The sequence below is a fragment of the Stenotrophomonas maltophilia group sp. msm4 genome (assembly GCF_032025605.1).
GTDB lineage: Bacteria > Pseudomonadota > Gammaproteobacteria > Xanthomonadales > Xanthomonadaceae > Stenotrophomonas > Stenotrophomonas sepilia.
Map to the genome: position 1 here is coordinate 1758877 of NZ_JAVSKK010000001.1, position 24854 is coordinate 1783730.

Annotated in this window: 33 protein-coding genes and 1 tRNA gene; 9 read left to right on the forward strand and 25 right to left on the reverse strand. The window is 66.1% G+C overall.

Going from position 1 to position 24854, the window contains the following annotated elements:
• Positions 1-11 precede the first annotated feature (11 nt).
• The 3 genes from ROV93_RS08295 to ROV93_RS08305 form a co-directional block, all read right to left on the reverse strand.
• Positions 12-215 (reverse strand): hypothetical protein, encoded by a 204-nt coding sequence (locus ROV93_RS08295; RefSeq protein WP_005417823.1) that lies wholly within the window; start codon positions 213-215, stop codon positions 12-14.
• A 174-nt stretch (positions 216-389) separates the two neighbouring features.
• Positions 390-947, reverse strand: a complete 558-nt coding sequence (locus tag ROV93_RS08300; protein WP_072169135.1) for a DUF3011 domain-containing protein — start codon at positions 945-947, stop codon at positions 390-392.
• A gap of 132 nt (positions 948-1079) precedes the next feature.
• Entirely contained in the window at positions 1080-1286 is a 207-nt protein-coding gene (locus ROV93_RS08305) for a hypothetical protein (RefSeq protein WP_072169134.1), read from the reverse strand.
• Positions 1287-1688: 402 nt separating this feature from the next.
• Here ROV93_RS08305 and ROV93_RS08310 point away from each other — a divergent pair, with 402 nt between their 5' ends.
• The 3 genes from ROV93_RS08310 to ROV93_RS08320 are packed head-to-tail and all read left to right on the forward strand — an operon-like array spanning position 1689 to position 2585.
• A complete protein-coding gene (locus ROV93_RS08310; RefSeq protein WP_072169133.1) occupies positions 1689-1973 on the forward strand; it encodes a hypothetical protein in 285 nt (94 codons plus the stop codon).
• 12 nt (positions 1974-1985) lie between these two features.
• Positions 1986-2219 carry a DUF1653 domain-containing protein gene (locus ROV93_RS08315; RefSeq protein WP_072169132.1) on the forward strand — a complete coding sequence of 78 codons (234 nt, stop codon included), beginning with the start codon at positions 1986-1988 and terminating at the stop codon, positions 2217-2219.
• A 33-nt stretch (positions 2220-2252) separates the two neighbouring features.
• Complete coding sequence (locus ROV93_RS08320) at positions 2253-2585, forward strand: SMR family transporter (protein ID WP_053499229.1); 333 nt, start codon at positions 2253-2255, stop codon at positions 2583-2585.
• Positions 2586-2607: 22 nt separating this feature from the next.
• Here ROV93_RS08320 and ROV93_RS08325 read toward each other — a convergent pair whose 3' ends face one another.
• The 5 genes from ROV93_RS08325 to ROV93_RS08345 form a co-directional block, all read right to left on the reverse strand.
• Positions 2608-2781, reverse strand: a complete 174-nt coding sequence (locus tag ROV93_RS08325; RefSeq protein ID WP_005417836.1) for a DUF1328 domain-containing protein — start codon at positions 2779-2781, stop codon at positions 2608-2610.
• A 94-nt stretch (positions 2782-2875) separates the two neighbouring features.
• Complete coding sequence (locus ROV93_RS08330; protein ID WP_072169130.1) at positions 2876-3517, reverse strand: LysE family translocator; 642 nt, start codon at positions 3515-3517, stop codon at positions 2876-2878.
• A gap of 98 nt (positions 3518-3615) precedes the next feature.
• Positions 3616-4224, reverse strand: a complete 609-nt coding sequence (locus tag ROV93_RS08335) for an ATP-dependent Clp protease proteolytic subunit (RefSeq protein WP_005417839.1) — start codon at positions 4222-4224, stop codon at positions 3616-3618.
• Between the two features lie 37 nt (positions 4225-4261).
• A complete protein-coding gene (locus tag ROV93_RS08340; protein ID WP_072169129.1) occupies positions 4262-4612 on the reverse strand; it encodes a polyketide cyclase in 351 nt (116 codons plus the stop codon).
• Positions 4612-4923 (reverse strand): metalloregulator ArsR/SmtB family transcription factor, encoded by a 312-nt coding sequence (locus ROV93_RS08345; protein WP_072169128.1) that lies wholly within the window; start codon positions 4921-4923, stop codon positions 4612-4614. Before ROV93_RS08345 ends, ROV93_RS08340 begins: the two co-directional genes overlap by 1 nt.
• 86 nt (positions 4924-5009) lie before the next feature.
• On the opposite strand from ROV93_RS08345, the gene ROV93_RS08350 reads away from it, so the two are divergent.
• A complete protein-coding gene (locus tag ROV93_RS08350) occupies positions 5010-5702 on the forward strand; it encodes an aspartate/glutamate racemase family protein (RefSeq protein WP_072169127.1) in 693 nt (230 codons plus the stop codon).
• A gap of 12 nt (positions 5703-5714) precedes the next feature.
• Here ROV93_RS08350 and ROV93_RS08355 read toward each other — a convergent pair whose 3' ends face one another.
• Positions 5715-6110, reverse strand: coding sequence for a hypothetical protein (locus tag ROV93_RS08355; RefSeq protein ID WP_061478088.1), 396 nt, complete (start codon positions 6108-6110; stop codon positions 5715-5717).
• 242 nt (positions 6111-6352) lie between these two features.
• Between ROV93_RS08355 and ROV93_RS08360 the strand changes: the two genes are divergently transcribed.
• Positions 6353-6868, forward strand: coding sequence for a DUF3011 domain-containing protein (locus tag ROV93_RS08360; protein ID WP_072169126.1), 516 nt, complete (start codon positions 6353-6355; stop codon positions 6866-6868).
• 201 nt (positions 6869-7069) lie between these two features.
• On the opposite strand, the gene ROV93_RS08365 is transcribed toward ROV93_RS08360, so the two are convergent.
• The 11 genes from ROV93_RS08365 to thrS all read right to left on the reverse strand — a co-directional run bounded on the left by ROV93_RS08365 (position 7070) and on the right by thrS (position 15520).
• Positions 7070-7411, reverse strand: a complete 342-nt coding sequence (locus tag ROV93_RS08365) for a phosphotyrosine protein phosphatase (RefSeq protein ID WP_072169125.1) — start codon at positions 7409-7411, stop codon at positions 7070-7072.
• A complete protein-coding gene (locus tag ROV93_RS08370; RefSeq protein WP_065196606.1) occupies positions 7408-7608 on the reverse strand; it encodes a hypothetical protein in 201 nt (66 codons plus the stop codon). Before ROV93_RS08370 ends, ROV93_RS08365 begins: the two co-directional genes overlap by 4 nt.
• Positions 7609-7725: 117 nt before the next feature.
• Positions 7726-7802 (reverse strand) — tRNA-Pro (locus ROV93_RS08375).
• 68 nt (positions 7803-7870) lie between these two features.
• Complete coding sequence (locus ROV93_RS08380) at positions 7871-8227, reverse strand: MerR family transcriptional regulator (RefSeq protein WP_053518690.1); 357 nt, start codon at positions 8225-8227, stop codon at positions 7871-7873.
• The gene (locus ROV93_RS08385) at positions 8208-8507 is read right to left on the reverse strand and encodes an integration host factor subunit alpha (protein WP_312539264.1); all 300 of its coding nucleotides are present in this window, start codon (positions 8505-8507) and stop codon (positions 8208-8210) included. Before ROV93_RS08385 ends, ROV93_RS08380 begins: the two co-directional genes overlap by 20 nt.
• A 27-nt stretch (positions 8508-8534) precedes the next feature.
• Entirely contained in the window at positions 8535-10916 is a 2382-nt protein-coding gene (pheT, locus tag ROV93_RS08390; RefSeq protein WP_072169144.1) for a phenylalanine--tRNA ligase subunit beta, read from the reverse strand.
• A gap of 87 nt (positions 10917-11003) precedes the next feature.
• Entirely contained in the window at positions 11004-11999 is a 996-nt protein-coding gene (locus ROV93_RS08395; protein WP_072169124.1) for a phenylalanine--tRNA ligase subunit alpha, read from the reverse strand.
• Positions 12000-12192: 193 nt separating this feature from the next.
• A complete protein-coding gene (gene rplT, locus ROV93_RS08400; RefSeq protein WP_005410435.1) occupies positions 12193-12552 on the reverse strand; it encodes a 50S ribosomal protein L20 in 360 nt (119 codons plus the stop codon).
• 11 nt (positions 12553-12563) lie between these two features.
• Positions 12564-12761, reverse strand: a complete 198-nt coding sequence (gene rpmI / locus ROV93_RS08405; protein WP_005410436.1) for a 50S ribosomal protein L35 — start codon at positions 12759-12761, stop codon at positions 12564-12566.
• 266 nt (positions 12762-13027) lie between these two features.
• On the reverse strand, positions 13028-13555 hold the full coding sequence (gene infC, locus ROV93_RS08410; RefSeq protein WP_072169143.1) for a translation initiation factor IF-3: 528 nt from the start codon (positions 13553-13555) through the stop codon (positions 13028-13030).
• 63 nt (positions 13556-13618) lie between these two features.
• Positions 13619-15520 (reverse strand): threonine--tRNA ligase, encoded by a 1902-nt coding sequence (gene thrS, locus ROV93_RS08415; RefSeq protein WP_072169123.1) that lies wholly within the window; start codon positions 15518-15520, stop codon positions 13619-13621.
• 428 nt (positions 15521-15948) lie between these two features.
• On the opposite strand from thrS, the gene ROV93_RS08420 reads away from it, so the two are divergent.
• Genes ROV93_RS08420 through ROV93_RS08430 form a run of 3 tightly spaced genes read left to right on the forward strand, consistent with a single transcriptional unit; the run spans position 15949 to position 18078 of the window.
• Positions 15949-16245, forward strand: coding sequence for a hypothetical protein (locus ROV93_RS08420; RefSeq protein ID WP_005410439.1), 297 nt, complete (start codon positions 15949-15951; stop codon positions 16243-16245).
• Positions 16245-16508, forward strand: a complete 264-nt coding sequence (locus ROV93_RS08425; RefSeq protein WP_061478092.1) for a hypothetical protein — start codon at positions 16245-16247, stop codon at positions 16506-16508. Before ROV93_RS08420 ends, ROV93_RS08425 begins: the two co-directional genes overlap by 1 nt.
• A 10-nt stretch (positions 16509-16518) precedes the next feature.
• Positions 16519-18078, forward strand: a complete 1560-nt coding sequence (locus ROV93_RS08430) for a PepSY-associated TM helix domain-containing protein (RefSeq protein WP_072169122.1) — start codon at positions 16519-16521, stop codon at positions 18076-18078.
• A 37-nt stretch (positions 18079-18115) separates the two neighbouring features.
• Here ROV93_RS08430 and ROV93_RS08435 read toward each other — a convergent pair whose 3' ends face one another.
• A complete protein-coding gene (locus ROV93_RS08435) occupies positions 18116-19306 on the reverse strand; it encodes a glycoside hydrolase family 18 protein (protein ID WP_072169121.1) in 1191 nt (396 codons plus the stop codon).
• A gap of 215 nt (positions 19307-19521) precedes the next feature.
• On the opposite strand from ROV93_RS08435, the gene ROV93_RS08440 reads away from it, so the two are divergent.
• Positions 19522-20514, forward strand: a complete 993-nt coding sequence (locus ROV93_RS08440) for a hypothetical protein (protein WP_255299222.1) — start codon at positions 19522-19524, stop codon at positions 20512-20514.
• A 121-nt stretch (positions 20515-20635) separates the two neighbouring features.
• Here the strand turns inward: ROV93_RS08440 and pnp are convergent, their stop codons facing one another.
• The 4 genes from pnp to rbfA form a co-directional block, all read right to left on the reverse strand.
• Entirely contained in the window at positions 20636-22744 is a 2109-nt protein-coding gene (gene pnp / locus ROV93_RS08445; protein WP_005417884.1) for a polyribonucleotide nucleotidyltransferase, read from the reverse strand.
• 151 nt (positions 22745-22895) lie between these two features.
• A complete protein-coding gene (gene rpsO, locus ROV93_RS08450) occupies positions 22896-23156 on the reverse strand; it encodes a 30S ribosomal protein S15 (protein WP_005417886.1) in 261 nt (86 codons plus the stop codon).
• 173 nt (positions 23157-23329) lie between these two features.
• The gene (gene truB / locus ROV93_RS08455) at positions 23330-24238 is read right to left on the reverse strand and encodes a tRNA pseudouridine(55) synthase TruB (protein ID WP_312539272.1); all 909 of its coding nucleotides are present in this window, start codon (positions 24236-24238) and stop codon (positions 23330-23332) included.
• 105 nt (positions 24239-24343) lie between these two features.
• A complete protein-coding gene (gene rbfA, locus ROV93_RS08460) occupies positions 24344-24727 on the reverse strand; it encodes a 30S ribosome-binding factor RbfA (RefSeq protein ID WP_005410447.1) in 384 nt (127 codons plus the stop codon).
• Between the last annotated feature and the right edge of the window lie 127 nt (positions 24728-24854).

Consider the following 24854-nt stretch of genomic DNA (forward strand, 5'->3'; position numbering starts at 1 on the left):
GCGCCCCACGCTCAACCGTAACTGACCGCTTCCACGAACGCCCCGCTGGCCTCCACGCGCACGGCGGCGCGCTGCCCGGTGTCGACGAAGTGCAGGCGGGCCAGGGTCTCGGCAAAGTCATAGGCTCGTGCGCCATCACGGAACTCGATCGGCTCCGGCCTATCCGGGTGCAGCACGCGCCACTGGCGCTGTTCGCATTGCAGGCGGATCAACATGCAGCTCACTCCTTGAGGCAGCGTATCGACGGCGGCGCGATGCTGATGCCGGCTACGGCAATCGACATCACCGGGTATCAGGGCACGCAGGGCGCCCTGATCACAGACGATACGTCGTTCAAAATGTGAGCTGTATCAGATTATTCTGATTTTCACGGGTTGAACCCGTAAAGCTCAGTTCACCTGGAACTGCGCCCTGCAGCCATCGCTCACCCAGATGCCGCGGCGATCCCAGCCCCAGCTCTGGCCTTCGATGCAGGCACTGCGCGAGTCCTGGCGGATCAGGCGCACGCCCCGGCGGATGCGGGCATCGCAGTACTCCTGCCGGTGGCCATTGGAATGGCAGGTGACCACATCGCCACCACCCCATCCATTGCCGTTGCCCCAGCTGCCGCCATTGCCGCCCCAGCCGCCGCCGCGGCGGTATTCACCAACGAATTCGGCACGGCACCCCTGTGTGACCCAGACGCCGTTGCGCGACTGGCCCCAGGTCTCACCTTCCACACAGGGCGAACCGGACAATTGGCGGATCAACCGCGCGCGGCCATCCAGGCGGCACTCATTGCTGCGGTTCTTGACCGACTCGCAGCGCACGATGCCACTGCCATCGCGGCCGCCATAGCGGTCGTCGTCGTAGCCGTAGCCATAGCTCTGCGCCTGGGCGCCGCCGGTGGCCGCCAGCATCGGCAACAGGGTGCAGGCCAGGGTGCGCCAGGTGAGTGCCTTGCCCATCGAGATCTCCAGATGAATACGATGGCGCAAGCATCCGGGATTCACGGCCCGGCGCACAGAGGGAGGCGCGATGGCAGTTGTTCCCCCATTCAAACAACTCAACCGTGGCTGACTGCACCAAGGGGGCTGGCGTCACTCTCCAACGTAAAGCGCGTCTACCGTGTTGCCAAGCGCCTCGACCCGCACCGTGCTGCGCTGGCCGGTGCGGCGGTGATGCTCCAGGGCCAGCGCGGCGGCGGCATCAAAGGCGTCGGCGCCCCGCGCGTAACCCGTGGTGTCGCTCAGCTGCGGATGCAGTACGGACCAGCGCTGGGCATTGCATTGGACGGTGATGACCATCGGGAGTCTCCTGCGGATGAAAGGGTGCAGTGGCAGGCAGTTGGCCGCTTGCCGTTACACCATCAGGCTAGCGACCGCCTCCGGGATGGCCTATCAGATTTGTACGAAAATGCCGCGCCCTCGCATCGGATCTCGGCTTTCCTCACATCCCTGAGTCCGTTTAGCCCGTTCATTCCGTGATCCTTGTCACGGAGTCAGGCTGGCTTCACACTACCGTCATCAACAGGGGCCCCTTCCACATGCGCACCTTCCTCCCGCACCAGCGTTCGACGTTGCTGAAGTTCTATTTCGTGGCCTGCTATCTGATCCTGATCGAAGAGTTGATCCGCGCCGCCGTGCATTGAGCGCTTGCTGACGGGCTATTTGCGACAGAAAATGTCGCTTTACGCACGGAGCTCGCGCATGAAGGTGCTTCTTCTGATTCCAGCGCTGCTGGTTCTGGCCGCCTGTGCCAGCCAGGACACGGCGACCGCGCGCGCTGATGCCGCTGAGGCGTCGCCAGCGACGCCGGTGGTGGGGGGCGACCGTGACGCACACGGCTGTATCGGCTCTGCTGGCTATCAGTGGTGCGAACACAGCCAGCGCTGCGAGCGCCCCTGGGAACTGGCGCAGGCGCAGGGCCTGGCCAACACGGCCGAGGCCATCGACGCGTACTGCGCCAAGCCTGCCAGCCCGGCGCGCAAGTGAGCACGCCCTGCCATGGCTGAGCTGACTCCCCTGCCCGATCTCGTCCGTGGCCGGTATCGCCACTTCAAGGGCGGCGAATACGAGGTGATTGATATCGTCCGCAGCAGCGAGACGTTGGAACCGATGGTGCTTTATCGCGCACTCTATGGCGAAGGCGGCCTGTGGGTACGCCCCTACCCGATGTTCATCGAGCAGGTTCCGGGCGAACACGGCCCGCAGGCGCGCTTCGCTCGCATCGACGATTGATCCGGTGCGACCCGCAGTGACCCGGAGCCCGCGATGAACCCTTATATCTACCTGGCCGCCGCCATCGTGCTGGAAGTGATCGCCACGTCACTGCTGAAAGCCTCGGACGGCATGAGCCGGCTGTGGCCGACAGTGGGCGCGCTGGTTGGCTATGGGCTGTGCTTCTACCTGCTGTCGGTCACCATGAAGTCGGTGCCGACCGGCATCGCCTATGCAATCTGGTCCGGCGTCGGCATCGTGCTGATTTCGCTGATCGGCCTGGTGGTGTTCAAGCAGCGGCTGGATGCACCGGCATTGATCGGGATAGGCCTGATCTGCGCCGGCGTACTGGTGATCAATCTGTTCTCGCGCAGCAGCGCGCACTGAAGACGCTGCTGCGCGACTGGCGCTAGCTGACCTTCTTCGCCACGCTCATGCCGATCAGGAACAGGACCACGGCGATGATGATGCCTGCCCAGAACAGGAACTTGGCGATGCCCACGGCGGCGCCAGCGATGCCGCCGAAGCCCAGCACGCCCGCGATGATGCCGATGATGGCGAAGATGATGGCCCACTTGATCATGTCGATCCTTTCCCTGCAGGGAATGCAAACGGTGCGATCAGGCTAGGCCGCCACCGATGCGGCGCTCGTGAACGGGCCGCGTGTGCGGCGTGAATCAACGCGGCCGGAAGCGCAACAACGCCACTGCGAAGGCCAGGAACACGCTTCCCACCAGCCGCTCGAACCAGCGCCGTGCGAATGGCTTTGCAAGCCAACGGCGCAGGCCGTGGCCACCGGCTGCGTACATCACGTACCAGAACAGTTCGCAGGCCGCGAAGGTTGCCACCAGCACGCTGTACTGCACGGCCTGGCTGCGCGACGGGTCCACGAACTGTGGCAGGAACGCTGCGGCGAACAGCAGTAGTTTGGGATTGCTCAAGCCGACCCACAGGCCGCCGCGGAACACCGCGCCTGCGCCATGTACCGGCGCCAGTGTGACCTCGGCAGCATCGGCCACCGCGGGTGCGGGCCGGCAACTGTCACGCCAGGCCTTGATGCCGAGCCAGGCCAGGTAGGCCACACCGAGATAGCGCAGCACCTCGAACAGCATCGGCGAGGAATGCAGCAGCGCACTCAGGCCCGCTGCGGAAGCCGCCAGCACCAGCAGCATCGCCAGCAGGCAGCCGGCCATGGCCGGCACACTGCCACGGAACCCCAGCCCGACGCTGCGGCCAAGGATGTGCAGCATGTTGGGCCCGGGCGTCCCGCACAGCACGAAGACCGTGGCCAGGAACCACCACCAGGTATGCAGGGCCATATCAGGCGTCCACTTCAGAACATCCAACCAGCATAGAGTGCGCCGGCCTGGCGCGGCACACACAGTGCAGCATGGATGCGGTGGTTACAGAGGCAGACTCAGGCCGCGAGCGCGTCGCGCCGTACCAGTACCTGGTCGATCAGGCCCCATTCGCATGCCTGCTCGGCACTCATGAACCGATCGCGGTCCAGGGTCTGTTCGACCTCCTCGAAACTGCGTCCGCAATGCCGCGCATACAGCTGGGTGATGCGCTGCTTGGTGCGCTGCATCTCCTCGGCGTGGATGAAGATGTCCGAAGCCTGGCCCTGCACCCCGCCCAGCGGCTGGTGCACATGCAGGCTGGCATTGGCCAGCGCCGCGCGGTGACCCGGCTCGCCGGCCATCAGCAGGAACGAACCCATCGACCGCGCGGTGCCCATGCACAGCGTATGCACCGGGGCCGAGATGTATTGCATCGTGTCGTACATCGCCAAGCCGCTGGAGATCACCCCGCCCGGCGAGTTGATGTACAGATGGATCGGCTTCTCCGGATTTTCAGATTCAAGGAACAGCAGTTGCGCGCAGACCAGCGCCGATACGGTGTCATCGACTTCGCCGTTGAGAAAGATGATGCGCTCGCGCAGGAGCCGCGAGTAGATGTCATAGGAGCGCTCACCGCGCTCGCTGCGTTCCACCACCATCGGTACCAGCTGCATTCTGTCCCGCATGTGCCTGCTCCCTGTAGCGTTCGATCCAGGCGCCGGCTCACGCCGCGCGCATCACCGTGCGATGGTCATCGTTGGACGCCGGCGGTATCAGCGCGCGCCGGTCGGTGAGCCGGTGCACGATGGTCAGCACCGTTCCCCCATCCTCATCACCGCGCAGCCGGAAACACACCAGGCTGTGCAGATGTGGGGGCTGTGCATCGCGCAAGCGGAATCCCAGCTCCCGCCCCTCCTCGCACAGGCAGGGCTGTGGATCGGCAAGATCGGCGGCAGGCAACCAGCGCTCACGCAGTGCCGGATCGAACAGTGCGCGCCAGACCCGTTCCGGTGGCACAGGCAACCGCTGCTCCATCACCAGCGCGGGAGCCGCTTCCTCCAGAACATCGTCCATCAGTCCATCTCCTCCAGCAGGTTCTGCAGTGCGGACATCCGCGCCGGCCAGTAGGCCCGGTACCGCTGCAACCAGCGACCGATGTGGGCCAGCCCGCGCGGATCGACTTCATAGTGGACGAAACGTCCCTGACGCTGCTCACGCACCAGCCCTGCATCGCGCAGCACTGCCAAGTGCTGGGACATCGCAGACTGGCTGATCGCAATGCCCTCGCGTAGCGCGCTGGCATGTTGCCCGCCATCGGCCAGCTTTTCGAAGATATGGCGGCGGGTGGGGTCGGCCAGCGCCTTGAACAGGGCGTTCTCGATCATGGCCTATACATTAGCGATTACTAATGTGTCGTACAAGTCCCGCATCGGTTGTGCTGCAATGACGGCTCCCTGGCATGGAGCTGAGCATGAAGACCCTTGGCCTGATCGGCGGCATGAGCTGGGAAAGCTCCGCGCAGTACTACCGTCTCATCAACGAGGCGGTGCGGAACCGCCTCGGTGGCGCCCATTCGGCGCAACTGCTGCTGTGGTCGGTGGATTTCGCCGGCATCAAGCAGTTGCAGCACGACGGTCGGTGGGATGTGCTGGGCAACCACATGCTCGATGCTGCACGGCGACTGCAGGCCGGTGGCGCCGAGCTGCTGGTGATCTGCACCAACACCATGCACACGCTGGCCGACCGGATCGAAGCCGAGTGCCGGTTGCCCCTGCTGCATATCGCCGACCCGACCGCCACGGCGATCCTGCAGGCCGGCATCCGCAAGGTGGGACTGCTCGGCACCGCCTTCACCATGGAGCAGGCGTTCTACCGCGACCGGCTGCAGGACCGCTTCGGGCTGCAGGTACTGGTTCCGGAGGCTGATGATCGCCGCTGCGTGCACGACATCATCTACCAGGAGCTGATCGGCGGCGTGGTCAGCGAGCACTCACGGCAGGCCTACGCCGGCGTGATCGCGCGGCTGGTCGCGCGCGGCGCCGAAGCGATCATCCTCGGCTGTACCGAGATCATGCTGCTGGTGCGCCCCGAAGACAGTGCGGTGCCGTTGTTCGACACCACCACCCTGCACGCGCTTGCGGCGGTGGACGCGGCGCTGACCTGACCGCGCGCAGCGTCAGCCTTCGCCCTGGACTTCCAGTGCGGTGATCAGCCAGTCGACCACGGCCTGCGAATCACACAGGAAGAAGATGGCATCGCCCGAACGCGCTTCGGTCAGCAGCCGATAGACGGTAATCGCCACCGCCGACTGGTTGGCGATGAACACCTCCGGGCTGCGCGGCCCTTCGCTGTGGCCGGCCACGGCGTGCAACGCCTTGCGCGCAGCCACGGTGGCGGGCGGGTCTGCGCTGCGGGTCAGTTCCGGCCCGCGCAGGCCCCACGCAATGAACACATGCTTGCCCTTGAACGTGGTGTCCAGGACACGCACCTGCCCAGCCTCTGCGCCAGCCGAGCGATGAATGACGGTACTGCTGATCAACGCAACCCCCTGTGGTCGTCGTGGTCCGCGCATCCTCCTCCGCAAGCCGGCTGCACGCCAGTGACGGCAGCCACAGGCTGCGCCGGCATGCGTGGGAGACATGTAAGAAGGTGTAAGCCGATGCGATCGGATGTGCCGCGATGATAAGGGATGTAAGGCCCTGCATGGGCCGGTGCGCACTACTAAATCCCCACTGAGCCAGCGCCGGAACGATCCGTTCCGACGGCCTCGGGCTGGTCCATTCTTGCGGCCCATTCCCCCTGCCGAGGCTCTCCATGACCCATCGCCTGTTGCCGCCCATTGCCACCTCCGCCCTGGCCCTGCTGCTGGTGGCCACCACGGTGGCCGCCCAGGACTACGACAGCGATCACATTCCACCGCTGCGTTGCGAGTCGCAGTTCAACAAGACCCAGCAGTGCCCGATCGAAGGCCGCATGCGCATGGCCAGGCAGCTGTCGGTCACCCGCTGCGTCGAGGACCAGAACTGGGGCCAGAGCCGCCGCATGCTCTGGGTCACCGAAGGCTGCCGCGCTGAGTTCGTGGCAGACGAACAGGGACGCGGCCGCTGGCCGGGCCGCGGCCGGGACCGTGACCGGGATGACGACGGCGAGCGCCTGGTCTGCGAGTCCTACGAGCAGAAGGACAAGGAATGCCGCATCCGCGTGCGTCGCGAGGTGCGCCTGGTCAAGCAGAAGTCGGTGACGCCGTGCGTCGAGGACCGCAACTGGGGCTGGGACCGCCGCGGGGTGTGGGTCAGCGACGGCTGCCGTGCCGAGTTCCGCGTGTATTGACTGCCGACCACACGCTGGCTGTGGCGGATACGCAGACACGGCCGACGTGATCGATGGGCTGGGCGCATCCAGTCCAGGAGCCTGCGATGGCACACCCGATCTTTCCTCGACGATGCTGCATATCCGCGAGGTGATGCCCGCCTCGGGTTTCATCGACAGCGGCATCGTGCGTGGATTGGACGAAGGCGATCCGGAGCTGATCTACCGCTTTTCGGGCAGCTGATCGAGATACATGGTCACCTTTGCGTCCAGCAGGTCCATCAACGCCGGATCCATGCAGCGATAGTCGTCGGGGATGTCCAGGCAGTGCACGCGCTTGTGTTCCAGCAGGCGCGCGTACGCGGCCTTCAGGCGATGCTGGTGCTTGGCCTCCATCACGAAGACGACATCGGCCCAGCGGATATCCGCCGGGCCGATGGGGCGTCGTGCGTGCGGGCTGGTGCCGGCCGACTTCGCGTTGAAGCCGGGCCGCCGTCGCCACATGGCTTCGGCGGTCGGGCTACGCAGCTGGTTGCGGCTGCAGACGAACAGCAGGTTGATCATTCCTGTTCCTGCAGTTGGCGAGGGCTGAGGACCGGATAGGTGAAGCCCAGCTGGCGTGCACGCGCGAGCTTGGCATCGCGCGTATACAACAGCTTCCAGTTCTTCTCGGGCTTGTAGCGGTAGGCCGTCGTGGCGCGATCGCCACCACGGTTGCGGGCCTGGCTGCGACGCCAGGCACGGTTTCTTGCAGATTCCATGATGTGTTCTCGTGAGTACCGGGTTCAGCAGCCGCGGTAGTACGAGTGGCGCGCAGCATACACCGCACGCACAAAAAAGCCCACGCATCGCTGCGCGGGCTTCCTGATTCATCACAGTGGTCGGGACGGCCGGATTCGAACCGACGACCCTCTGCCCCCCAGGCAGATGCGCTACCAGGCTGCGCTACGCCCCGACTGATGCTGCGATGTGCCCGCCAGTGCGGCGGGCCGTGAAGTATAGCGGATTACGATGGAAATGGGATCAGCGGCGCAGCAACTGCAGCACTTCTTCCAGTTCCATGCGCACCTGCTTGATGATCTGGTTGCTCAGCGCCGATTCCTCGCGGGCATCGGGACCCTCCAGGCGCAGGCGTGCACCACCGATGGTGTAGCCCTGTTCGTACAGCAGGCTGCGGATCTGCCGCACCATCAGCACGTCATGGCGCTGGTAGTAGCGGCGGTTGCCTCGGCGCTTGGCCGGCTCAAGGCTGGGAAACTCGGTTTCCCAGTAGCGCAGGACGTGCGGCTTGACGTCGCACAGCTCGCTGACTTCACCGATGGTGAAGTAGCGCTTGGCCGGGATCGGCGGTAGTTCGCGGTTACTGCCCGGATCCAGCATAAGCTTCCACCCTCTCCTTGAGCTTCTGGCCCGGACGGAAGGTGACCACCGTACGGGCGGAAATCGGAATTTCCTCGCCGGTCTTGGGGTTGCGACCCGGGCGCTGGTTCTTGCGCCGCAGATCGAAATTACCGAAACCCGACAGCTTCACCTGACGTCCCTGTTCCAATGCTTCACGCAGCGCATCGAAAAACGCGTCGACGAATTCCTTGGCTTCCCGCTTGTTCAGACCGACTTCGTCGAACAGCTTTTCCGCCATCTCCGCCTTGGTCAATGCCATTGCCTGCTACCCCCGAGTGCTGCCCGCTCAGCCGCGGATCCGGGCGTGGTGTTCACGCTCGATGGCAGCGACCGCCTCGGCCACCACCGCATCCACGTCGCGGTCCGTCAGAGTGCGCGACTTGTCCTGCAAAATCAAGCCCATAGCGAGACTCTTGAACCCCGGCTCGACGCCCTGGCCAACATAGCGGTCGAACAGGTTCAGGTCGCGCAGCAGCGGGCCGGCGGCCTGGCGGACGGTCGCGGCCAGATCGGCCCAGGCCACCTGTTCAGGCACCAGGAACGCCAGGTCGCGACGCACCGCCGGGAAGCGCGACAGCTCGCCGGCACGGGGCAGGCGACGGGCGGTCAGCGGTTCCAGATCCAGCTCGAAGGCGTAGACATCGGCCTCGATATCCATCGCCTTGGCCAGGCGCGGGTGGATCTGGCCGATCCAGCCGATCGCCACGCCATCGCGGAACACCTCGGCCGACCGCGCCGGGTGGCCGTAGGCACGGGACGACGGGCGGAACTCCAGTACCGCACCACTGGCAGCCGCCAGCGATTCCAGGTCGCCCTTCAGGTCATGGAAATCAACCTTGCGGGTCGGCAGGCCCCACTGCACCGCCTGCGCCTCACCGCAGACAGCTGCCGCCACGCGCGGCGTTTCCAGCGGTGCCAGTTGGCCATCTCCGGCCTGCTGGGCGAACACGCGGCCGAGCTCGAACAGGCGCACGCGGCCGAGCTGGCGGGCGGCGTTGCGGCCCAGCGTGGCGACCAGGCCCGGCAGCAGCGACGGGCGCATCACAGCCAGTTCGGCCGACAGCGGGTTGGCCAGCGGCACCAGGCCGTCGCGCAGCTGCCACTGGGCCAGCAGGGCATCGTCGACGAAGGCGAAATTGACGGTTTCCTGCAGGTCGCGGGCGATCAGCTGGCGACGCACGCTCAGCGCGTCCAGCTGGGTCTCGCTCGGCATCGCCACGCGCGAGGCACCGCCCGGCAGCGTGGTCGGGATCTGCTCGTAACCGTGGATGCGGGCCAGCTCTTCGATCAGGTCTTCTTCAATGGCGATGTCGAAGCGGCGGCTCGGCGCGGCGACCTGCCAGCCCTCGGCCGTGGCAGCCACGTCCATGCCCAGCGCGCGCAGGATGCGCTCGACTTCCGCATCGTCGATGGTGATGCCGAGCACGCGGGTGATGCGGGCGCGGCGCAGCACGATGGTTGCCGGCTGCGGCAGATCGGCTTCACGCACGGCCTCGGTAACCGGCGCCGGGGTACCGCCGGCCAGGTCCAGCACCAGGCGGGTGGCGTATTCGATGGCGGTGCGCGGCAGTGCCGGATCTACGCCACGCTCGAAGCGGTGGCCGGCATCGGTGTGCAGGCCCAGCTTGCGGCCACGGCCCATGATCGCAGCCGGCGCGAAGTGCGCGGCTTCCAGGAACACGGCAGTCGTCGCGTCGGTGACGCGGGTGTCGAAGCCGCCCATCAGGCCGGCAAGGCCGATCGCACGATCGGCGTCGGTGACCACCAGGAAGCTCTCGTCCAGCGCGGCATCGCGGCCGTCCAGCAGCTTCAGCGTCTCGCCCGCGCGCGAACGGCGCACGGCAATGCTGCCCTGCAGGGTGCCGAGGTCGTAGGCATGCATCGGCTGGCCCAGCTCCAGCATCACGTACTGGGTGATGTCGACCAGCAGCGAGACCGGACGCACGCCACTGCGGCGCAGGCGCTCGGCCATCCACAACGGGGTTTTGGCGGCGGCGTTGACGCCTTCGATGACGCGGCCCAGGTAACGCGGCGCTTCGGCGCCAGCGTCGAGCTGGATGCTCAGCTCACGGCTGCCGACCGCCGGAATGGCATCGGCGGCGAAGTCCAGCACTTCGCTGCGGGTGGCGGCGGCGACGTCGTAGGCGATGCCGCGCAGGCTGAAGCAGTCGGCGCGGTTTGGGGTCAGCTTGATCTCGATACTGGCGTCCGGCAGGCCCAGGTACTCGATCAGGGCCTGGCCGACCGGTGCGTCATCGGGCAGCTCCAGCAGGCCGGAGGCATCGTTGTCCAGGCCCAGCTCCTTGGCCGAGCACAGCATGCCGTTGGACTCCACGCCGCGCAGCTTGGCCGGCTTGATCTTCAGCTCGCCGATCTGCGCACCCACCATGGCCAGCGGCGCGACCAGGCCCGGGCGCGCGTTCGGTGCGCCGCAGACGATCTGCAGCAGTTCGCCCTGCCCGGCGTCGACCTTGCACACCTGCAGGCGATCAGCTTCGGGATGGCGCACGGCCTCGACGATGCGCGCCACGACCACGTGATCGAGGCCTTCGCCCAGCGCGGTCACGTCTTCCACTTCCAGGCCGATGGCGGTCAGCACTGCACTCAGTTCATCGCGCGAGGCGCCGGTCGGGACATGGCTGCGCAGCCAGTTTTCGGAGAATTTCATGGTGTCACCCTGGTGGGCCCGGCGCATGCGCCTGGGCCTGCAAATTTAGGAGCAGCCGAGCATGGCTCGGCTCTACGTGGCTGCGGCTTACGCGAACTGTTTCAGGAATCGCACGTCGTTCTCGAAGAACGCGCGCAGATCGTTGACGCCGTAACGAAGCATCGCGAAACGCTCCACGCCCATGCCGAACGCGAAGCCGGTGTAACGCTCCGGATCGATGCCGACGTTGCGCAGCACGTTCGGATGGACCATGCCGCAGCCCAGCACTTCCAGCCAGCGGGTGCTGCCGTCGGGCTGCTGCCAGGCGATGTCCACTTCCGCGCCCGGCTCCACGAACGGGAAGTAGCTGGGGCGGAAACGCATCTCGAAATCGCGCTCGAAGAACGCGCGCACGAACTCGGCCAGCGTGCCCTTCAGGTCGGCGAAGGTCGAATGCTCGTCCACCAGCAGGCCTTCCACCTGGTGGAACATCGGCGAGTGGGTCTGGTCGCTGTCGCTGCGGTACACCTTGCCGGCGGCGATCATGCGCAGTGGCGGCGCGTGGTCGCCCATGTAGCGCACCTGCACGCCGGAGGTGTGCGTGCGCAGCAGGCGGCCGTCGCCGAAGTAGAAGGTGTCGTGCATGGCGCGCGCCGGATGGTGCGGCGGAAAGTTCAGCGCCTCGAAGTTGTGCCAGTCGTCCTCGATCTCCGGCCCTTCCGACAGCTCGTAGCCCAGCCGGCCGAAGATGCCGGTGATGCGCTCCAGGGTGCGGGTGATCGGGTGCAGGCCGGCACGCTCGCCGTTGCGGCCCGGCAGGGTGATGTCGATGGCTTCGGCGGCCAGGCGCGCATCCAGCGCCGCGTCTTCCAGCAGCGCCTTGCGCTCGCCCAGCGCGCGGGTCAGCGCGTCGCGGGCCTGGTTGATCGCTTCACCAGCGGCCTTGCGCTCGTCCGCCGGCAGGGCGCCGAGCTGCTTGAGCTGCGAGGTGATGCTCCCACTCTTGCCAAGCAGGGCAACGCGCAGCTGTTCCAGCACGTCGGGACTCTGTGCGGCGGCCACATCGGCCAGCGCCTGGGTGGTGAGGGATTGGATGTCGCTCATGGGGGGCCGGAACTCCAGTCGATCTGCCATCGCGATGCGCGAAGGGCCGACCCCTGTCGCCACCGCCGTCCCCGCGCTGCCGCCATGGCCTCGCCGGAACCCAAAAAAGAATGGGGAAGGACTTGCGCCCTTCCCCATGCATTGCCTTGACCTGACACCGTTCCGAGTGAACGGTTACGGCATCGGGAAGGACTTATGCCGCCAGCGCGCCCTTGGCCTTTTCGGCCAGCGCAGCAAAACCGGCTGCGTCGTGCACGGCGATGTCAGCCAGGACCTTGCGATCCAGGGTGATGCCGGCCTTCAGCAGGCCGTTCATGAAGCGGCTGTAGCTCAGGCCGTTGATGCGGGCAGCCGCGTTGATGCGGGTGATCCACAGCGAACGGAAGTTGCGCTTCTTCTGCTTACGGCCGATGTAGGCGTACTGCTGTGCCTTGATGACCGCCTGCTTGGCGACGCGGAAGACCTTGCGACGGGCGTTGTAATAGCCCTTGGCGAGATCCAGAATCTTCTTGTGGCGGCGACGCGCCTGTACGCCACGCTTAACTCGTGCCATTTTTCAGTTCCTCAGAGGTAAGGGAGCATGCGGTCCAGACGGCCTGCGTCTTCTGCACGGACATGGCCCGTCTGACGCAGATTACGCTTACGCTTGGTCGCTTTCTTCGTGAGGATGTGGCTACGGTTGGCGTGGCCGCACTTGTACTTGCCCGAGGCGGTCTTGCGGAAACGCTTGGCCGCTGCCCGGTTGGTCTTGATCTTGGGCATTGCAATGTCCTTGATGGGATATGACCCTGGTTTCTGACTGATCTGGCGGCGGCCTGGGCCGCTCTTTCCGTCCTGCCATGATCGGCGTACGACCCGTCCTGGGTGGGTCGAGCCGGGCATGATACAGGCAAAACCGCCCTGCCACCAGCCCCTGCAACCCTTTCACCGGCACTTCACCGGCATCCGGCAAAAGCAAAGGGACGCCAGCGGCGCCCCCTTACCCTGAACCATTCAGCCAGGCGCCCCGCAAGGCGGCCCGTCAGGCCTCAGGTCTTCTTCTTCGGCGCGATCATCATGACCATCTGACGCCCTTCCAGGCGCGGACGGGATTCAATGACGATGTCCTCGCCCAGATCGGCCTCGATCCGGTTGGCCATTTCACGTCCCAGTTCCTGGTGGCTCATTTCACGGCCACGGAAGCGGATGTTGACCTTGATCTTGTCGCCTTCTTCAAGGAACCCGCGCATCTTGCGCAGCTTGATCTGGTAGTCGCCCTCGTCCGTGACCGGACGGAACTTCACTTCCTTGATCTCGACCTGCTTGGTCTTCTTCTTGGCCTCGCTGGCCTTCTTCTGCGCTTCGAACTTGAACTTGCCGAAGTCCATGATCTTGCAGACCGGCGGATCGGCCTGCGGCTGGATCTCGACCAGGTCCAGGCCTTCATCTTCGGCCATGGACAGCGCTTCGTCGCGCGACAACACGCCGATCATTTCTCCGTCACTGCCGATCACGCGGACGCGCGGCACACGGATTTCCTGATTCTTGCGGTTCTGTTTGTTGTCAGGGGTGCTGATATTACGTTCTCCCAAGGGTATCGAACCGGTCCGGGTGCCTGTGCGCCCGGACCGGACCTTTGCTTACGCGCCCTCGGCGTGGAGCCGCTCGATGAAGGCCTGCAGGCTCATGCTGCCCAGGTCTTCGCCAGAACGCGTACGCACCGCCACAGCCCCATTCTCCTTCTCGCGGTCACCGATGACCAGCAGGTAGGGCACGCGCTGCAACGTATGCTCGCGGATTTTATAGCCGATCTTCTCGTTACGCAAATCCGAGCTGACGCGGAAGCCTTGCTCCGCAAGGGTTTTGGTCACGCCCGAGACGTAGTCGGCCTGGGCGTCGGTGATGTTGGCCACCACCACCTGGGTCGGCGCCAGCCAGGCCGGGAACTGGCCAGCATGGTGCTCGATCAGGATGCCCAGGAAGCGCTCCATCGAGCCGACGATGGCGCGATGCAGCATGACCGGGTGCTTCTTCTGGCTGTTCTCGTCCACGTACTCGGCGCCGAGGCGACCCGGCATCATGAAGTCGACCTGCATGGTGCCCAGCTGCCAGGTACGGCCGATCGCGTCCTTCAGGTGGTACTCGATCTTCGGGCCGTAGAAGGCACCCTCGCCCGGCAGCTCCTGCCATTCCACACCACAGGCGGTCAGTGCCGAGCGCAGCGCGCCTTCGGCCTTGTCCCAGGTGGCGTCGTCACCCAGGCGCGATTCCGGACGCAGCGCGATCTTGATCTGGATCTCGTCGAAGCCGAAGTGCCGGTAAACCGCCAGCGCCTGCTGGTGGAAGGCCGTCACTTCCGACTCGATCTGGTTTTCCGTGCAGAACACGTGGCCGTCGTCCTGGGTGAAGCCACGCACGCGCAGGATGCCGTGCAGCGCGCCGGACGGCTCGTTGCGGTGGCAGGAACCGAACTCACCGTAGCGGATCGGCAGGTCGCGGTAGCTGTGCAGGCCCTGGTTGAACACCTGGATGTGGCCCGGGCAGTTCATCGGCTTGACCGCGTACGTGCGCTTCTCCGATTCGGTGAAGAACATGTTGTCCTGGTAGTTGTCCCAGTGGCCGGACTTCTTCCACAGGCTCACGTCCAGGATCTGCGGGCAGCGCACTTCGCCGTAGCCGCTGCTGCGGTAGACCTTGCGCATGTACTGCTCGACCACCTGCCACAGTGCCCAGCCCTTCGGGTGCCAGAACACCAGGCCCGGGGCTTCTTCCTGCAGGTGGAACAGGTCCTGCTGCTTGCCGATGCGGCGGTGGTCGCGCATCTCGGCTTCCTCGATGCGCTTGATGTACGCCTCCAGCTGCTTCTTGTCGGCCCAGGCGGTGCCGTAGATGCGCTGCAGCTGCTCGTTCTGCGCGTCGCCGCGCCAGTAGGCGCCGGAGATGCGGGTCAGCTTGAAGGCCTTCAGGAAGCGCGTGTTCGGCACGTGCGGGCCGCGGCACATGTCCACGTACTCCTGATGGTAGTACATGCCCATCGCCTGGATGTCGTCGGACATGTCTTCGATCAGACGCAGCTTGTAGTCCTCGCCACGGGCCTTGAAGATCTCGATCACCTCGGCGCGTGGCGTCATCTTCTTGATGACGTCGTAGTCCTGGGCGATCAGTTCACCCATGCGCTTCTCGATCGCGGCCATGTCGTCCGGCGTGAACGGGCGCTCGGAATAGATGTCGTAGTAGAAGCCCTCGGCGATCACCGGGCCGATCACCATCTTCACGTCCGGGTACAGCTGCTTGACGGCGTGGCCGACCAGGTGGGCGCAGGAGTGGCGGATGATCTCCACGCCCTCCTCGTCCTTGGCGGTGATGATGCGCAGGCTGGCATCGTGGTCGATGACGTCGCTGGCATCGACCAGCACGCCATCGACGGAACCGGCGATGGTGGCCTTGGCCAGGCCGGCACCGATCGACTGGGCGACGTCCATGACGCTGACGGGATTTTCGAACTCGCGGCGGCTGCCGTCGGGAAGGGTAATGTTGATCATCGCATTGGCTTCGTGCGGGGCCCGCGGGGCGGGCTGGAAAGCGTTCCCGGGCCGCGGCCCGGGCAATAAAAAAGCGCCGCGAGGGCGCCTGGAACACAGGGCCTTCGGGGGCAGGTCAACAGTGGGCGGTGGTAGTGCTCATGTCGCACGCTCGGCCGGCGCTGGGCGCGGGCCACCTTGTTCCAGTCAAGAGTCTGCGACGATCTTAAACCAGCGCACCGGAAAGCCCAAGGGCTGCCGTACGGTCCGCTGAATGGCCGGCGCTGGCGGCGTGAAAACGCAATGATTACCATGTCCGCGCAGCCCGCCCCGTGCCAGCCTGCCCGCTTCCCCCAGGACCTCGTGATGCGCCACCCGCTCCGACCGGCTCCCGCCGGCCCCGCCCGTGCCCCGCGTTCGCCGGCCCACTGCCGCGGCGCCCGCCCGCAATGATCACCGTCGGCCTTTCCACCCTGGGCTTCTGCAGCCTGGGCATGCTGGCAGCGATGTTTTCGGCACTGGCCTTCTATGCCGCCTCGCCGCACTGCCGTTGGCCGCGCCTGCGCCGCGCCGGTCGCCTCGGCCGCCAGATCGGCCTGGTCGCCGCGGCTGCCGCATTGTGGCTGTGGATGGCCGAACTCGGTTTCGCTGCCGGTCTGGTGGCGATGCTGTGCACCTGGATGCTCGCCGCGATGCTGCTGCCGGCGCTGGCCGCCTGGCATCGCCCGGGCACGGAGTCGCCGTGATGTGGTCGCGCGCCATCGCCGGCATCATCGCTGGCTTCCTGCTTGCGGCCGCCGCGACCGGCCTGCTGGCCTGGCTGCCGCCCGGCCCGTGGCAGCGCGCACTGGTGCCGACCCTGATCGCCTTCATCCCGTTATGGATGCTGGCCGCCCTGTGGGCGTTCAGCTTCCGCAGCGCACTGCGCGCCTGGCTGGTTCTGGGTGGCAGCGCCGCGGCCGGCTTCGCCGTGCTCGGGCTGCTGCGCCTGGCCGGCGCGGTGCAATGAGAGCTCCCCCATGAAGTTCAGTTCGCAGACGCTGCGCACATTCACCACCCTGCACACCTGGGTCGGCCTGGTCGCCGGCTTCGGCCTTTTCGTGGCCTTCTATGCGGGTGCGCTGACCCTGTTCCATCACGACCTGCCGCTGTGGCAGACCCCGGGCGCCGCCACCGCCTTGCCGGCGGGCCTGGACGATGCGCAGTACCTGCTGGAAGACGTACTGGCGACACACCCGGAGGCCCGCCGCCACGTTGGCATGACCTTCCCCGGTACCGAACACCCGCAACCCCTGGCGTACTGGCAGGCCGATGACGGCAGCTGGCGCTACGCCTGGCCGGGCCAGATCGCCGGCAGCCCCGCGCCGCCGCAGACCGGACTGGCCGAACTGGTCAACGAACTGCACTACAGCCTCGGCCTGCCGGTGGCCGGCATCTATGTGATGGGCATCGTCAGCCTGCTGTATGGCATGGCGCTGCTGAGCGGCCTGGTGATCCACCTGCCTAGGCTGTTCGGCGACCTGTTCGCGCTGCGCCCGGGTCGCAACCTGAAGCAGCTGTGGCAGGACGCGCACAACGTGATCGGCGTGCTCAGCCTGCCCTTCCACCTGATGTTCGCGGTCACGGGCGCCCTGCTGTGCCTGGTGTTCGTGCAGATGGCCCTGCTCAATCCGCTGATCTACGATGGCAAGGCGCTGCAGGCGGTACCGACCGCGATGGACACTGCGCCGGTGCGCGATGCCAGCGGGATTCCGGCGCCACCGGGCAGCCTGCGCGTGCTGCATGCGCGCGCACTTGAAGTGGCCCGCGCGCAGGGCGTGGCCAACTTCGAGCCGGCCTACCTGAAGCTGGCCAATGGCGGCGATGCCAACGCCACGATCGAGATCACCGGCGAGGCCAGTGGCACCCTCGGTCCGCTTGGTGCCGTGGCATTGGACGTGGCCAGCGGCGACCTGCTGGCCTCCCAGCTGCCGGGCCAGCGCGACGCCAACCACGCCACGCTCAGCGCCGTCTACGCGCTGCACTTCGGTGAGTTCGGCAACGGCGTGGTGGTCTGGCTGTACTTCCTGCTCGGCCTCGGCGGTGCGTTCCTGTTCTACTCCGGCAACCTGTTGTGGATCGAGTCGCGGCGCAAGCGTCGCCAGCCGCAACAGCCACGTGCCGGTGTGAACATGGCGCGGGCCACGGTCGGCGTGTGCATCGGCCTGTGCGTGGCGATCTCGATCGCGTTCGTCACCGCACTGGTGCTGGAGCGGCTGGCACCGTCGGCGGTCGACCACGGCATCCGCTGGGCCTGCTTCGGCAGCTGGGCAGCCTGTGCGCTGTGGGCTGCACTGCGCCGCCCCGCGCAGGCCGCGCGCGAACTGCTGTGGGCCGCAGCGATCAGCACTGCACTGGTGCCGGTCCTGCACGGTGCACTCAATGGTGACTGGCTGTGGCGCGCCGCCGCGCGTGGCCAGTGGCCGCTGTTCTGGATCGATGCCATCGCGCTGGCCATGGCCTTCGGCTTCGCCCGCCTGGCCGTCGCCAGCCAGCGCCGCGCCCGCAACGGCGATCCGAACAGCGTCTGGGCGAACTGAAGCGTCGCCGGGCATGAGCCCGGCGCCAGCACGCGACTCAATCGCCGATGCGCGCCTTCTGCCACGGGCCGAGCATGGCGTTGAGCAGGCTGGCCTGCTCGTCGTCGCCGGTCAGCTCCCACATGAACACCCCGGCCAGGCCCTGCTCGCGGGCGAACTGCGCACGCAGCCCGATCGAGCGCGGGTCTTCATAGCTGATGAAGACCTTCTGTTCGGCGTTGTACAGCCACGGGCTCTGCGCCTGCGGCTGCCAGTGCCTGGTCCAGCCCGGGTGGTCGAGATAGCGCGCCTTGATCACCCGCCAGTCGCCGGCGTCGGCCGGTGCGCTGTAAGGCTGATACAGGCCATCCGGTGCAACGCCGGTGACCTTGAAGCCGCGCCCGTAGAACGGCACGCCCAGCACCAGCTTGTCGGCCGGTACACCGCGCTCGCGGTAGTACTGCACCGCGCCGGCCACGTTGTTCCAGCGACGCAGCTCCGGCGCCAGCGGATCGGCCGGCACTTCATGCAAGGGCGCATTGAAGGTCGACACCGACGAGAAGCCGGTGCCCATGTCGTAGCTCATCAGGTTGATGAAATCGAACACCCTGGCCAGCGCCGGCAGGTCGTAGCTCGCCGCCGGATCATAGGGGCCATCGGTCTGCAGGCGACCGGCGGCCAACGCGGCGGTCAGCAGCATCGGCTGGCCAACCTTGCGACCGCGCGCATCGAGTGCCTGGCGGAAGGCCTGCGCAAGCCGGGTCAGGTTGGCGCGATCCTGCGGGCGGTGTGCCAGCTCCCTCGGCCCACCACTGACCGGGAATTCCCAGTCGATGTCCACACCATCGAAGCTGCCTGCATGGCGCTCGAAGAACAGCGCCATGCATGAGTCGACCAGGCGCTTGCGGCTGGTTTCGGTCAGTGCCGCATCGGAGAAGCCGCCTGCGCCCCAGCCGCCAATGGAAATCAGCGTGCGCAGGTGCGGGTGCGCCTTCTTGAGTTCGGCCAGTGCGGCGAAATTCTTCGGCGCTTCCGCACCGACCGTGCAGCGGCCGTCCTCGATGGTGGAGAACGCGTAGAACAGGTGGGTCAGGCGCTCGGCCGGAATGCTCGACACCGGATAGCGCTCGGCCGATCCACCAGGGTAATAGGCGCCGAAGATCGGCTGCTGTGCGGGCGCTGCGTGCGCGGCAATGGGCAAGGCACCGGCAATCAGCACGGCAAGGACGGCCACGGTCTGGCGGAACATGGGATCTCCCGGTTCAAAGGCGCCGCCACGTTAGCAAACGGAAGGACCCATGGGACGGATGTCGCGGCATGTCGCCCCGTGACAGGCACACCGCATCCCGTGACGACAGCGGGGCAGACACGTGATTGCCGTCATGCACTGCAGCAGGACACGCACCGACGCCGCCGCCCCATGCATCGGCTAAGGTAGCCGCAGACCTTCAATCGCGCATGGACATGAGCACCGACTACGACAGTATCGACGACGGCGACCTGCTTGGCGACGAAACCCTCGACGACCGCGAGGCACTGGAGGCGCGCGCCTACGCCGCCTTCCGCGAAGGCGACCTGCAGCAGGCGGTGGCGCTGTTCGGCGAGCTGATCGCACTCGCTGCCGAAGTGCCGTACCTGCATTACATGCGCGGATTGGCACACAAGTACCTGCGCGACTGGGCCTCCTCACTGCAGGACAACCTGCAATCAGAACAGCTGCGCGGCGAGTTCGATGAAGCCACCGCGTGGAATGCCGGTATCGCCGCCACCGGCGTCGGTGACTGGGCCGAAGCACGCCGCCAATGGTCCCGCTGTGGCATCACCCTGCCCGAGGGCGAAGGCCCGATCGAGGGCAACTTCGGCGTAGCCTGCGTGCGCTTGGCACCGTGGTCCGACGCCGAAGTGGTGTTTATGAGCCGCATTGATCCGGTGCGTGCACGCATCGACAACGTACCGCTGCCTGAAAGCGGCTTCCGCTTCGGCGACATCGTGCTGCACGACGGGGCCTCGACCGGCCAACGTGCCTATGACGAGCGCCAGGTGCCGGTGTTCAATGCCATGCAGCGCCTGCAGCCTTCGGACATGGCGACCTTCACCGTGTTCGTGCAGTGCGACTCGGCCGATGACATCGCTGCCCTGGAGGCCATCACGCTGCCCGGCATCGGCATGGTCGAGGACTGGACGGCCACCGTGCGCCGGCTGTGCCGCCGCTGCAGCTACGGCACGCCTCACCATCATGGCGATGAGGCACCACGTGAAGACCAATGGAGACGCGAACGTGACCTCGGCGCGGCCGCACAGGGCCGGGCCGCGGTGGAAAAGCTCATGGCGATGTGGGTTGCTGCAGCCCCCGGCCGCGTGCTGGAGGCCATCGAACAGCGCGAGCACCCGCTGAGTGACCCCGAGCCGGGCCAGGTGTGGTGGCTGGGAGAGGAGGAAGAAGGCGCGCAGGTGTAGGGACCAACGATCCTCGCCCACAGGATTCCAGGCAAAGAGAAAGCGGGCCGAAGCCCGCTTTCTCATTTGCGAAAGCGTGAGGACCAACGGTCCTCACCCACCGCACGATCAGCAGTACCGATTATTCGGCGCTGGCGCCTTCGCCTTCTTCGACGGCCTTCATCGACAGGCGGATACGGCCCTGCTTGTCGACTTCCAGCACCTTGACCTTGACCACATCGCCTTCCTTCAGCTTGTCGCCGACCTTCTCGACGCGCTCGCTGGAGATCTGCGACACGTGGACCAGGCCGTCCTTGCCCGGCAGGATGGTGACGAACGCACCGAAGTCCATGATCTTGGCGACCTTGCCTTCGTAGATGCGGCCCGGCTCGACGTCCGAGGTGATCTGCTCGATGCGGGCCTTGGCAGCCTGGGCAGCGATGGCGTTGACCGACGCGATGACGATGGTGCCGTCGTCCTGGATGTCGATCTGGGTGCCGGTTTCCTTGGTGATGGCCTGGATGGTCGAGCCACCCTTGCCGATCACTTCGCGGATCTTGTCCGGGTGGATCTTGATGGTCAGCAGGCGCGGCGCGTAGTCCGACAGCTCCTCACGCGGAGCGGTCAGGCCGTGGGCCATTTCACCCAGGATGTGCAGACGGCCAGCCTTGGCCTGCTGCAGGGCCTGCTTCATGATCTCTTCGGTGATGCCTTCGATCTTGATGTCCATCTGCAGGGCGGAGATGCCCTCAGCGGTACCGGCCACCTTGAAGTCCATGTCGCCCAGATGATCTTCGTCACCCAGGATGTCGGACAGGACCACGAAACGGTCGCCTTCCTTGACCAGGCCCATGGCAATACCGGCCACCGGTGCCTTCACCGGCACGCCGGCGTCCATCAGGGCCAGCGACGAGCCGCAGACCGAGGCCATCGACGAAGAACCGTTCGACTCGGTGATTTCCGAGACGACGCGGATGGTGTACGGGAAGGCTTCCAGCGACGGCATGACAGCCAGCACGCCGCGCTTGGCCAGACGACCGTGGCCGATTTCGCGGCGCTTCGGGCCCATCATGCGGCCGCACTCACCCACCGAGAACGGAGGGAAGTTGTAGTGGAACAGGAAGTTTTCCTTGTACTCACCGGCAACGGCGTCGATGACCTGGCCGTCACGGGCGGTGCCCAGCGTGATGGTCACGATGGCCTGGGTTTCGCCACGGGTGAACAGCGAGGAACCGTGGGTACGCGGCAGCACGCCGGTCTTCACGGTGATCGGGCGGACGGTGTCCAGCGCACGGCCGTCGATGCGGACCTTGGTGTCCAGCACCGAGTCACGCATGGTGCGGTATTCCAGTTCGCCGAATTCCTTCGACAGCTCGGCCGGGTTCCAGCCTTCGGCGGCCACACGGCCGGCCAGGGCTTCGAACACGTCCTTCTTGATCGCCGAGATGGCGTCACGGCGCTGCAGCTTGTCACGCACCTGGAAGGCTTCGCCCAGGCGCGGGCCGATGGCTTCCTTCAGGGCGGAGATCAGCGCGTCGTTCTTGGCCGGGGCTTCCCAGGTCGACGGCTTGGTGCCAGCTTCGACGGTCAGCTCGTTGATCGCGTTGATGACCTTCTGCATTTCGCGGTGACCGAAGGTCACGGCGCCCAGCATCACTTCTTCGGACAGCAGCGCGGCTTCGGATTCGACCATCAGCACGGCGTTGGAGGTACCGGCGACAACCAGTTCCAGCTGCGAGTCAGCCAGTTCGCTGACGGTCGGGTTCAGGATGTACTCGCCGTTCTTGTAGCCGACCTTGGCAGCGCCGATCGGGCCCATGAACGGGGTGCCGGCCAGGGCCAGCGCAGCCGAGGCGCCGATCAGGGCCGGGATGTCGCCGTCCACGTCCGGGTTCAGCGACATGACCGTGGCGATGATCTGCACTTCGTTCTTGTAGTCTTCCGGGAACAGCGGACGGATCGGACGGTCGATCAGACGCGAGATCAGCGTTTCCTTCTCGGTTGCACGGCCTTCACGCTTGAAGAAACCACCCGGGATGCGGCCGCCGGCGTAGAACTTTTCCTGATAATCGACGGTCAGCGGGAAGAAGTCCTGGCCTTCGCGCGCGCTCTTGGCGGCGACGGCGGTGACCAGCAGTACGGTGTCGTCCATCTTGACGATGACCGCGCCGCTGGCCTGGCGGGCGACTTCGCCGGTCTCAAGCGTGACGGTGTGCTTGCCGTACTGGAAGGTTTTGGTGATTTTTGCCACGGAGGGTGTCCTTGGGGATGCTGTCTGCGAATTTGGACCGTCGGCGACCCTTGCCGCCAGCGGGTGGCCGGATCGTTCCGGCCTGAATCGGGGATTGCGGTGCTACAAAACAAAACCGCGGCGCATCGCTGCGCCGCGGGGGATTCGTTGCTTAGCGACGCAGGCCAAGCTTTTCGATCAGGGCCTTGTAACGCTCGACGTCCTTCTTCTTCAGGTAGTCGAGCAGGCTGCGACGGCGGTTGACCATCTGCAGCAGGCCGCGGCGGCTGTGGTGATCCTTCTTGTGGGTCTTGAAGTGGCCGGTCAGCAGTTCGATGCGGGCGGTCAGCAGGGCAACCTGGACTTCCGGGGAGCCGGTGTCAGCGGCGCTGCGCTTGTTGTCTTCAATGACCTTCTGGGTGTCGATCGACATTTCTTTTTTCTCTGTGATGCGTGGCCGGCAGGAACGCGCTTCGCGCACCGCCAGGCTCGCCGTGGACTACGAGGATGAAACCTGCGCGAGGCAGGTTGCCGGAAAACGGCCGCGAAATTGTAACGGCCAGGGGCTTCCGGGACAAGGACCGGGGCTGAACCACCCTGCCCCGGTCAGAGGTTGAAACGGCGCTGCGGGGCCAGCAGGCCACTGTCGTCGACCTGGCCCAGGCCCTGGACAGCATCGTCCGGACCGAACACGGCCACCAGGCCATGCGGCCAGGACATGTCACGCTGGCGCTGGCCGACGCAGAAACGGTGAGCCTGGGCGGCGTCGAGGTCGACCCGCGGATACTCGGCCAGGCCAGCCGCCAGCGGCAGCAGCAGCGCGTCCATGCCCGCCTCGTCGCCGGCCTCAGCCATCACCCGCAGCTGGTCCAGGGTGACCATCACCGGTTCACGGAACGGCTCGACCCACAGCCGGCGCAGCGCACTGATATGGGCGCCACAGCCCAGGCGTTCGCCGAGGTCGCGTGCCAGGCTGCGGATGTAGGTGCCGGAGCCACAGGTCACGCGCAGCCGCAGCCGTTCCGGCTGCTGCTCGAGTACCTCGATGGCGTGCACCTGGACCTCGCGCTCCGGGGCCTCGATGGCCTCGCCGCGGCGGGCCTTCACATACAACGGTTCACCGCCCTGCTTCAGCGCCGAATAGATCGGAGCCCGCTGGCGGATGTTCCCCGTCAGTGGCGCCAGCGCAGCCTGCAGGGCCTCGGCGCTGATCGACGGCACCGGGCGCTGCAGCAGTACCTGGCCCTCGGCATCATCGGTATCCGTGGTCTGGCCGAGCACGATCTCGGCATCGTACGCCTTGGCCGAACCCAGCAGCAGGCCGGCGATCTTGGTTGCCTCGCCGAAGCATAGCGGCAGCAGGCCGGTGGCCAACGGGTCGAGGCTGCCGGTGTGGCCGCCCTTCTGGGCACGGAACAGGCGGCGCGCCACCTGCAGGGCGGCGTTGGAGCTCATGCCGGTCGACTTGTCGAGCAGCAGGATGCCATCCAGGCGGCGGAACTGAATTCGGGTCATGACAGGATGTTGTAGAGCCGAGCCATGCTCGGCTGCAGCGGCGCGGCCCGCACAGGCATCGCGTTGCCGGAATGGAAAGACGCCGGGCATGGGCCCGGCGCTAGCTTATTCTTCGTCGCTCTCGCGACGCTTCTCCGCGGCCAGCGTATCGGGCAGGTCGCGCAGGATGTTGTCGATGTGCTCACCACGGTCGACCGAATCGTCGTAGTGGAAATGCAGCTCCGGCACGTGGCGCAGCTTCATCGCGCGGGCCAGATCCATGCGCAGGCGGTAACCCAGCTCCTTCAGGCCGGCCACGGCTTCAGCCGAGCGTTCCGGCATCAGCGCGGTGACGAACACCTTGGCATGGGCCATGTCGCGGGTGATTTCCACGTCGGACACGCTCACCGAGGGCAACCCGTGCTCGCGCACGGCGTTGTGCACCAGGGTGCCGAGCTCACGGCGCAGCTGGGCGGAGACACGGTCGGTTCGATGGAAAGTCTTGGGCACGAGGAGCTCTTGGTTCAGTTGTCGCCCGACCAACGGTCGGGCACTACCTTTGATTCGATTGTCGCCCGACCAACGGCCGGGCGCTACAGGTACATGGTAGGGCCCGACCGTTGGTCGGGCCACCTTG

Excerpts from the sequence above, each read along its gene's own strand:
- ROV93_RS08295 (WP_005417823.1), bottom strand. The coding sequence starts at position 215 with ATGTTGATCCGCCTGCAATGCGAACAGCGCCAGTGGCGCGTGCTGCAC.
- ROV93_RS08300 (WP_072169135.1), bottom strand. The coding sequence starts at position 947 with ATGGGCAAGGCACTCACCTGGCGCACCCTGGCCTGCACCCTGTTGCCG.
- ROV93_RS08305 (WP_072169134.1), bottom strand. The coding sequence starts at position 1,286 with ATGGTCATCACCGTCCAATGCAATGCCCAGCGCTGGTCCGTACTGCAT.
- ROV93_RS08310 (WP_072169133.1), top strand. The coding sequence starts at position 1,689 with ATGAAGGTGCTTCTTCTGATTCCAGCGCTGCTGGTTCTGGCCGCCTGT.
- ROV93_RS08315 (WP_072169132.1), top strand. The coding sequence starts at position 1,986 with ATGGCTGAGCTGACTCCCCTGCCCGATCTCGTCCGTGGCCGGTATCGC.
- ROV93_RS08320 (WP_053499229.1), top strand. The coding sequence starts at position 2,253 with ATGAACCCTTATATCTACCTGGCCGCCGCCATCGTGCTGGAAGTGATC.
- ROV93_RS08325 (WP_005417836.1), bottom strand. The coding sequence starts at position 2,781 with ATGATCAAGTGGGCCATCATCTTCGCCATCATCGGCATCATCGCGGGC.
- ROV93_RS08330 (WP_072169130.1), bottom strand. The coding sequence starts at position 3,517 with ATGGCCCTGCATACCTGGTGGTGGTTCCTGGCCACGGTCTTCGTGCTG.
- ROV93_RS08335 (WP_005417839.1), bottom strand. The coding sequence starts at position 4,224 with ATGCGGGACAGAATGCAGCTGGTACCGATGGTGGTGGAACGCAGCGAG.
- ROV93_RS08340 (WP_072169129.1), bottom strand. The coding sequence starts at position 4,612 with ATGGACGATGTTCTGGAGGAAGCGGCTCCCGCGCTGGTGATGGAGCAG.
- ROV93_RS08345 (WP_072169128.1), bottom strand. The coding sequence starts at position 4,923 with ATGATCGAGAACGCCCTGTTCAAGGCGCTGGCCGACCCCACCCGCCGC.
- ROV93_RS08350 (WP_072169127.1), top strand. The coding sequence starts at position 5,010 with ATGAAGACCCTTGGCCTGATCGGCGGCATGAGCTGGGAAAGCTCCGCG.
- ROV93_RS08355 (WP_061478088.1), bottom strand. The coding sequence starts at position 6,110 with ATGCGCGGACCACGACGACCACAGGGGGTTGCGTTGATCAGCAGTACC.
- ROV93_RS08360 (WP_072169126.1), top strand. The coding sequence starts at position 6,353 with ATGACCCATCGCCTGTTGCCGCCCATTGCCACCTCCGCCCTGGCCCTG.
- ROV93_RS08365 (WP_072169125.1), bottom strand. The coding sequence starts at position 7,411 with ATGATCAACCTGCTGTTCGTCTGCAGCCGCAACCAGCTGCGTAGCCCG.
- ROV93_RS08370 (WP_065196606.1), bottom strand. The coding sequence starts at position 7,608 with ATGGAATCTGCAAGAAACCGTGCCTGGCGTCGCAGCCAGGCCCGCAAC.
- ROV93_RS08380 (WP_053518690.1), bottom strand. The coding sequence starts at position 8,227 with ATGCTGGATCCGGGCAGTAACCGCGAACTACCGCCGATCCCGGCCAAG.
- ROV93_RS08385 (WP_312539264.1), bottom strand. The coding sequence starts at position 8,507 with ATGGCATTGACCAAGGCGGAGATGGCGGAAAAGCTGTTCGACGAAGTC.
- pheT (WP_072169144.1), bottom strand. The coding sequence starts at position 10,916 with ATGAAATTCTCCGAAAACTGGCTGCGCAGCCATGTCCCGACCGGCGCC.
- ROV93_RS08395 (WP_072169124.1), bottom strand. The coding sequence starts at position 11,999 with ATGAGCGACATCCAATCCCTCACCACCCAGGCGCTGGCCGATGTGGCC.
- rplT (WP_005410435.1), bottom strand. The coding sequence starts at position 12,552 with ATGGCACGAGTTAAGCGTGGCGTACAGGCGCGTCGCCGCCACAAGAAG.
- rpmI (WP_005410436.1), bottom strand. The coding sequence starts at position 12,761 with ATGCCCAAGATCAAGACCAACCGGGCAGCGGCCAAGCGTTTCCGCAAG.
- thrS (WP_072169123.1), bottom strand. The coding sequence starts at position 15,520 with ATGATCAACATTACCCTTCCCGACGGCAGCCGCCGCGAGTTCGAAAAT.
- ROV93_RS08420 (WP_005410439.1), top strand. The coding sequence starts at position 15,949 with ATGATCACCGTCGGCCTTTCCACCCTGGGCTTCTGCAGCCTGGGCATG.
- ROV93_RS08425 (WP_061478092.1), top strand. The coding sequence starts at position 16,245 with ATGTGGTCGCGCGCCATCGCCGGCATCATCGCTGGCTTCCTGCTTGCG.
- ROV93_RS08430 (WP_072169122.1), top strand. The coding sequence starts at position 16,519 with ATGAAGTTCAGTTCGCAGACGCTGCGCACATTCACCACCCTGCACACC.
- ROV93_RS08435 (WP_072169121.1), bottom strand. The coding sequence starts at position 19,306 with ATGTTCCGCCAGACCGTGGCCGTCCTTGCCGTGCTGATTGCCGGTGCC.
- ROV93_RS08440 (WP_255299222.1), top strand. The coding sequence starts at position 19,522 with ATGAGCACCGACTACGACAGTATCGACGACGGCGACCTGCTTGGCGAC.
- rpsO (WP_005417886.1), bottom strand. The coding sequence starts at position 23,156 with ATGTCGATCGACACCCAGAAGGTCATTGAAGACAACAAGCGCAGCGCC.
- truB (WP_312539272.1), bottom strand. The coding sequence starts at position 24,238 with ATGACCCGAATTCAGTTCCGCCGCCTGGATGGCATCCTGCTGCTCGAC.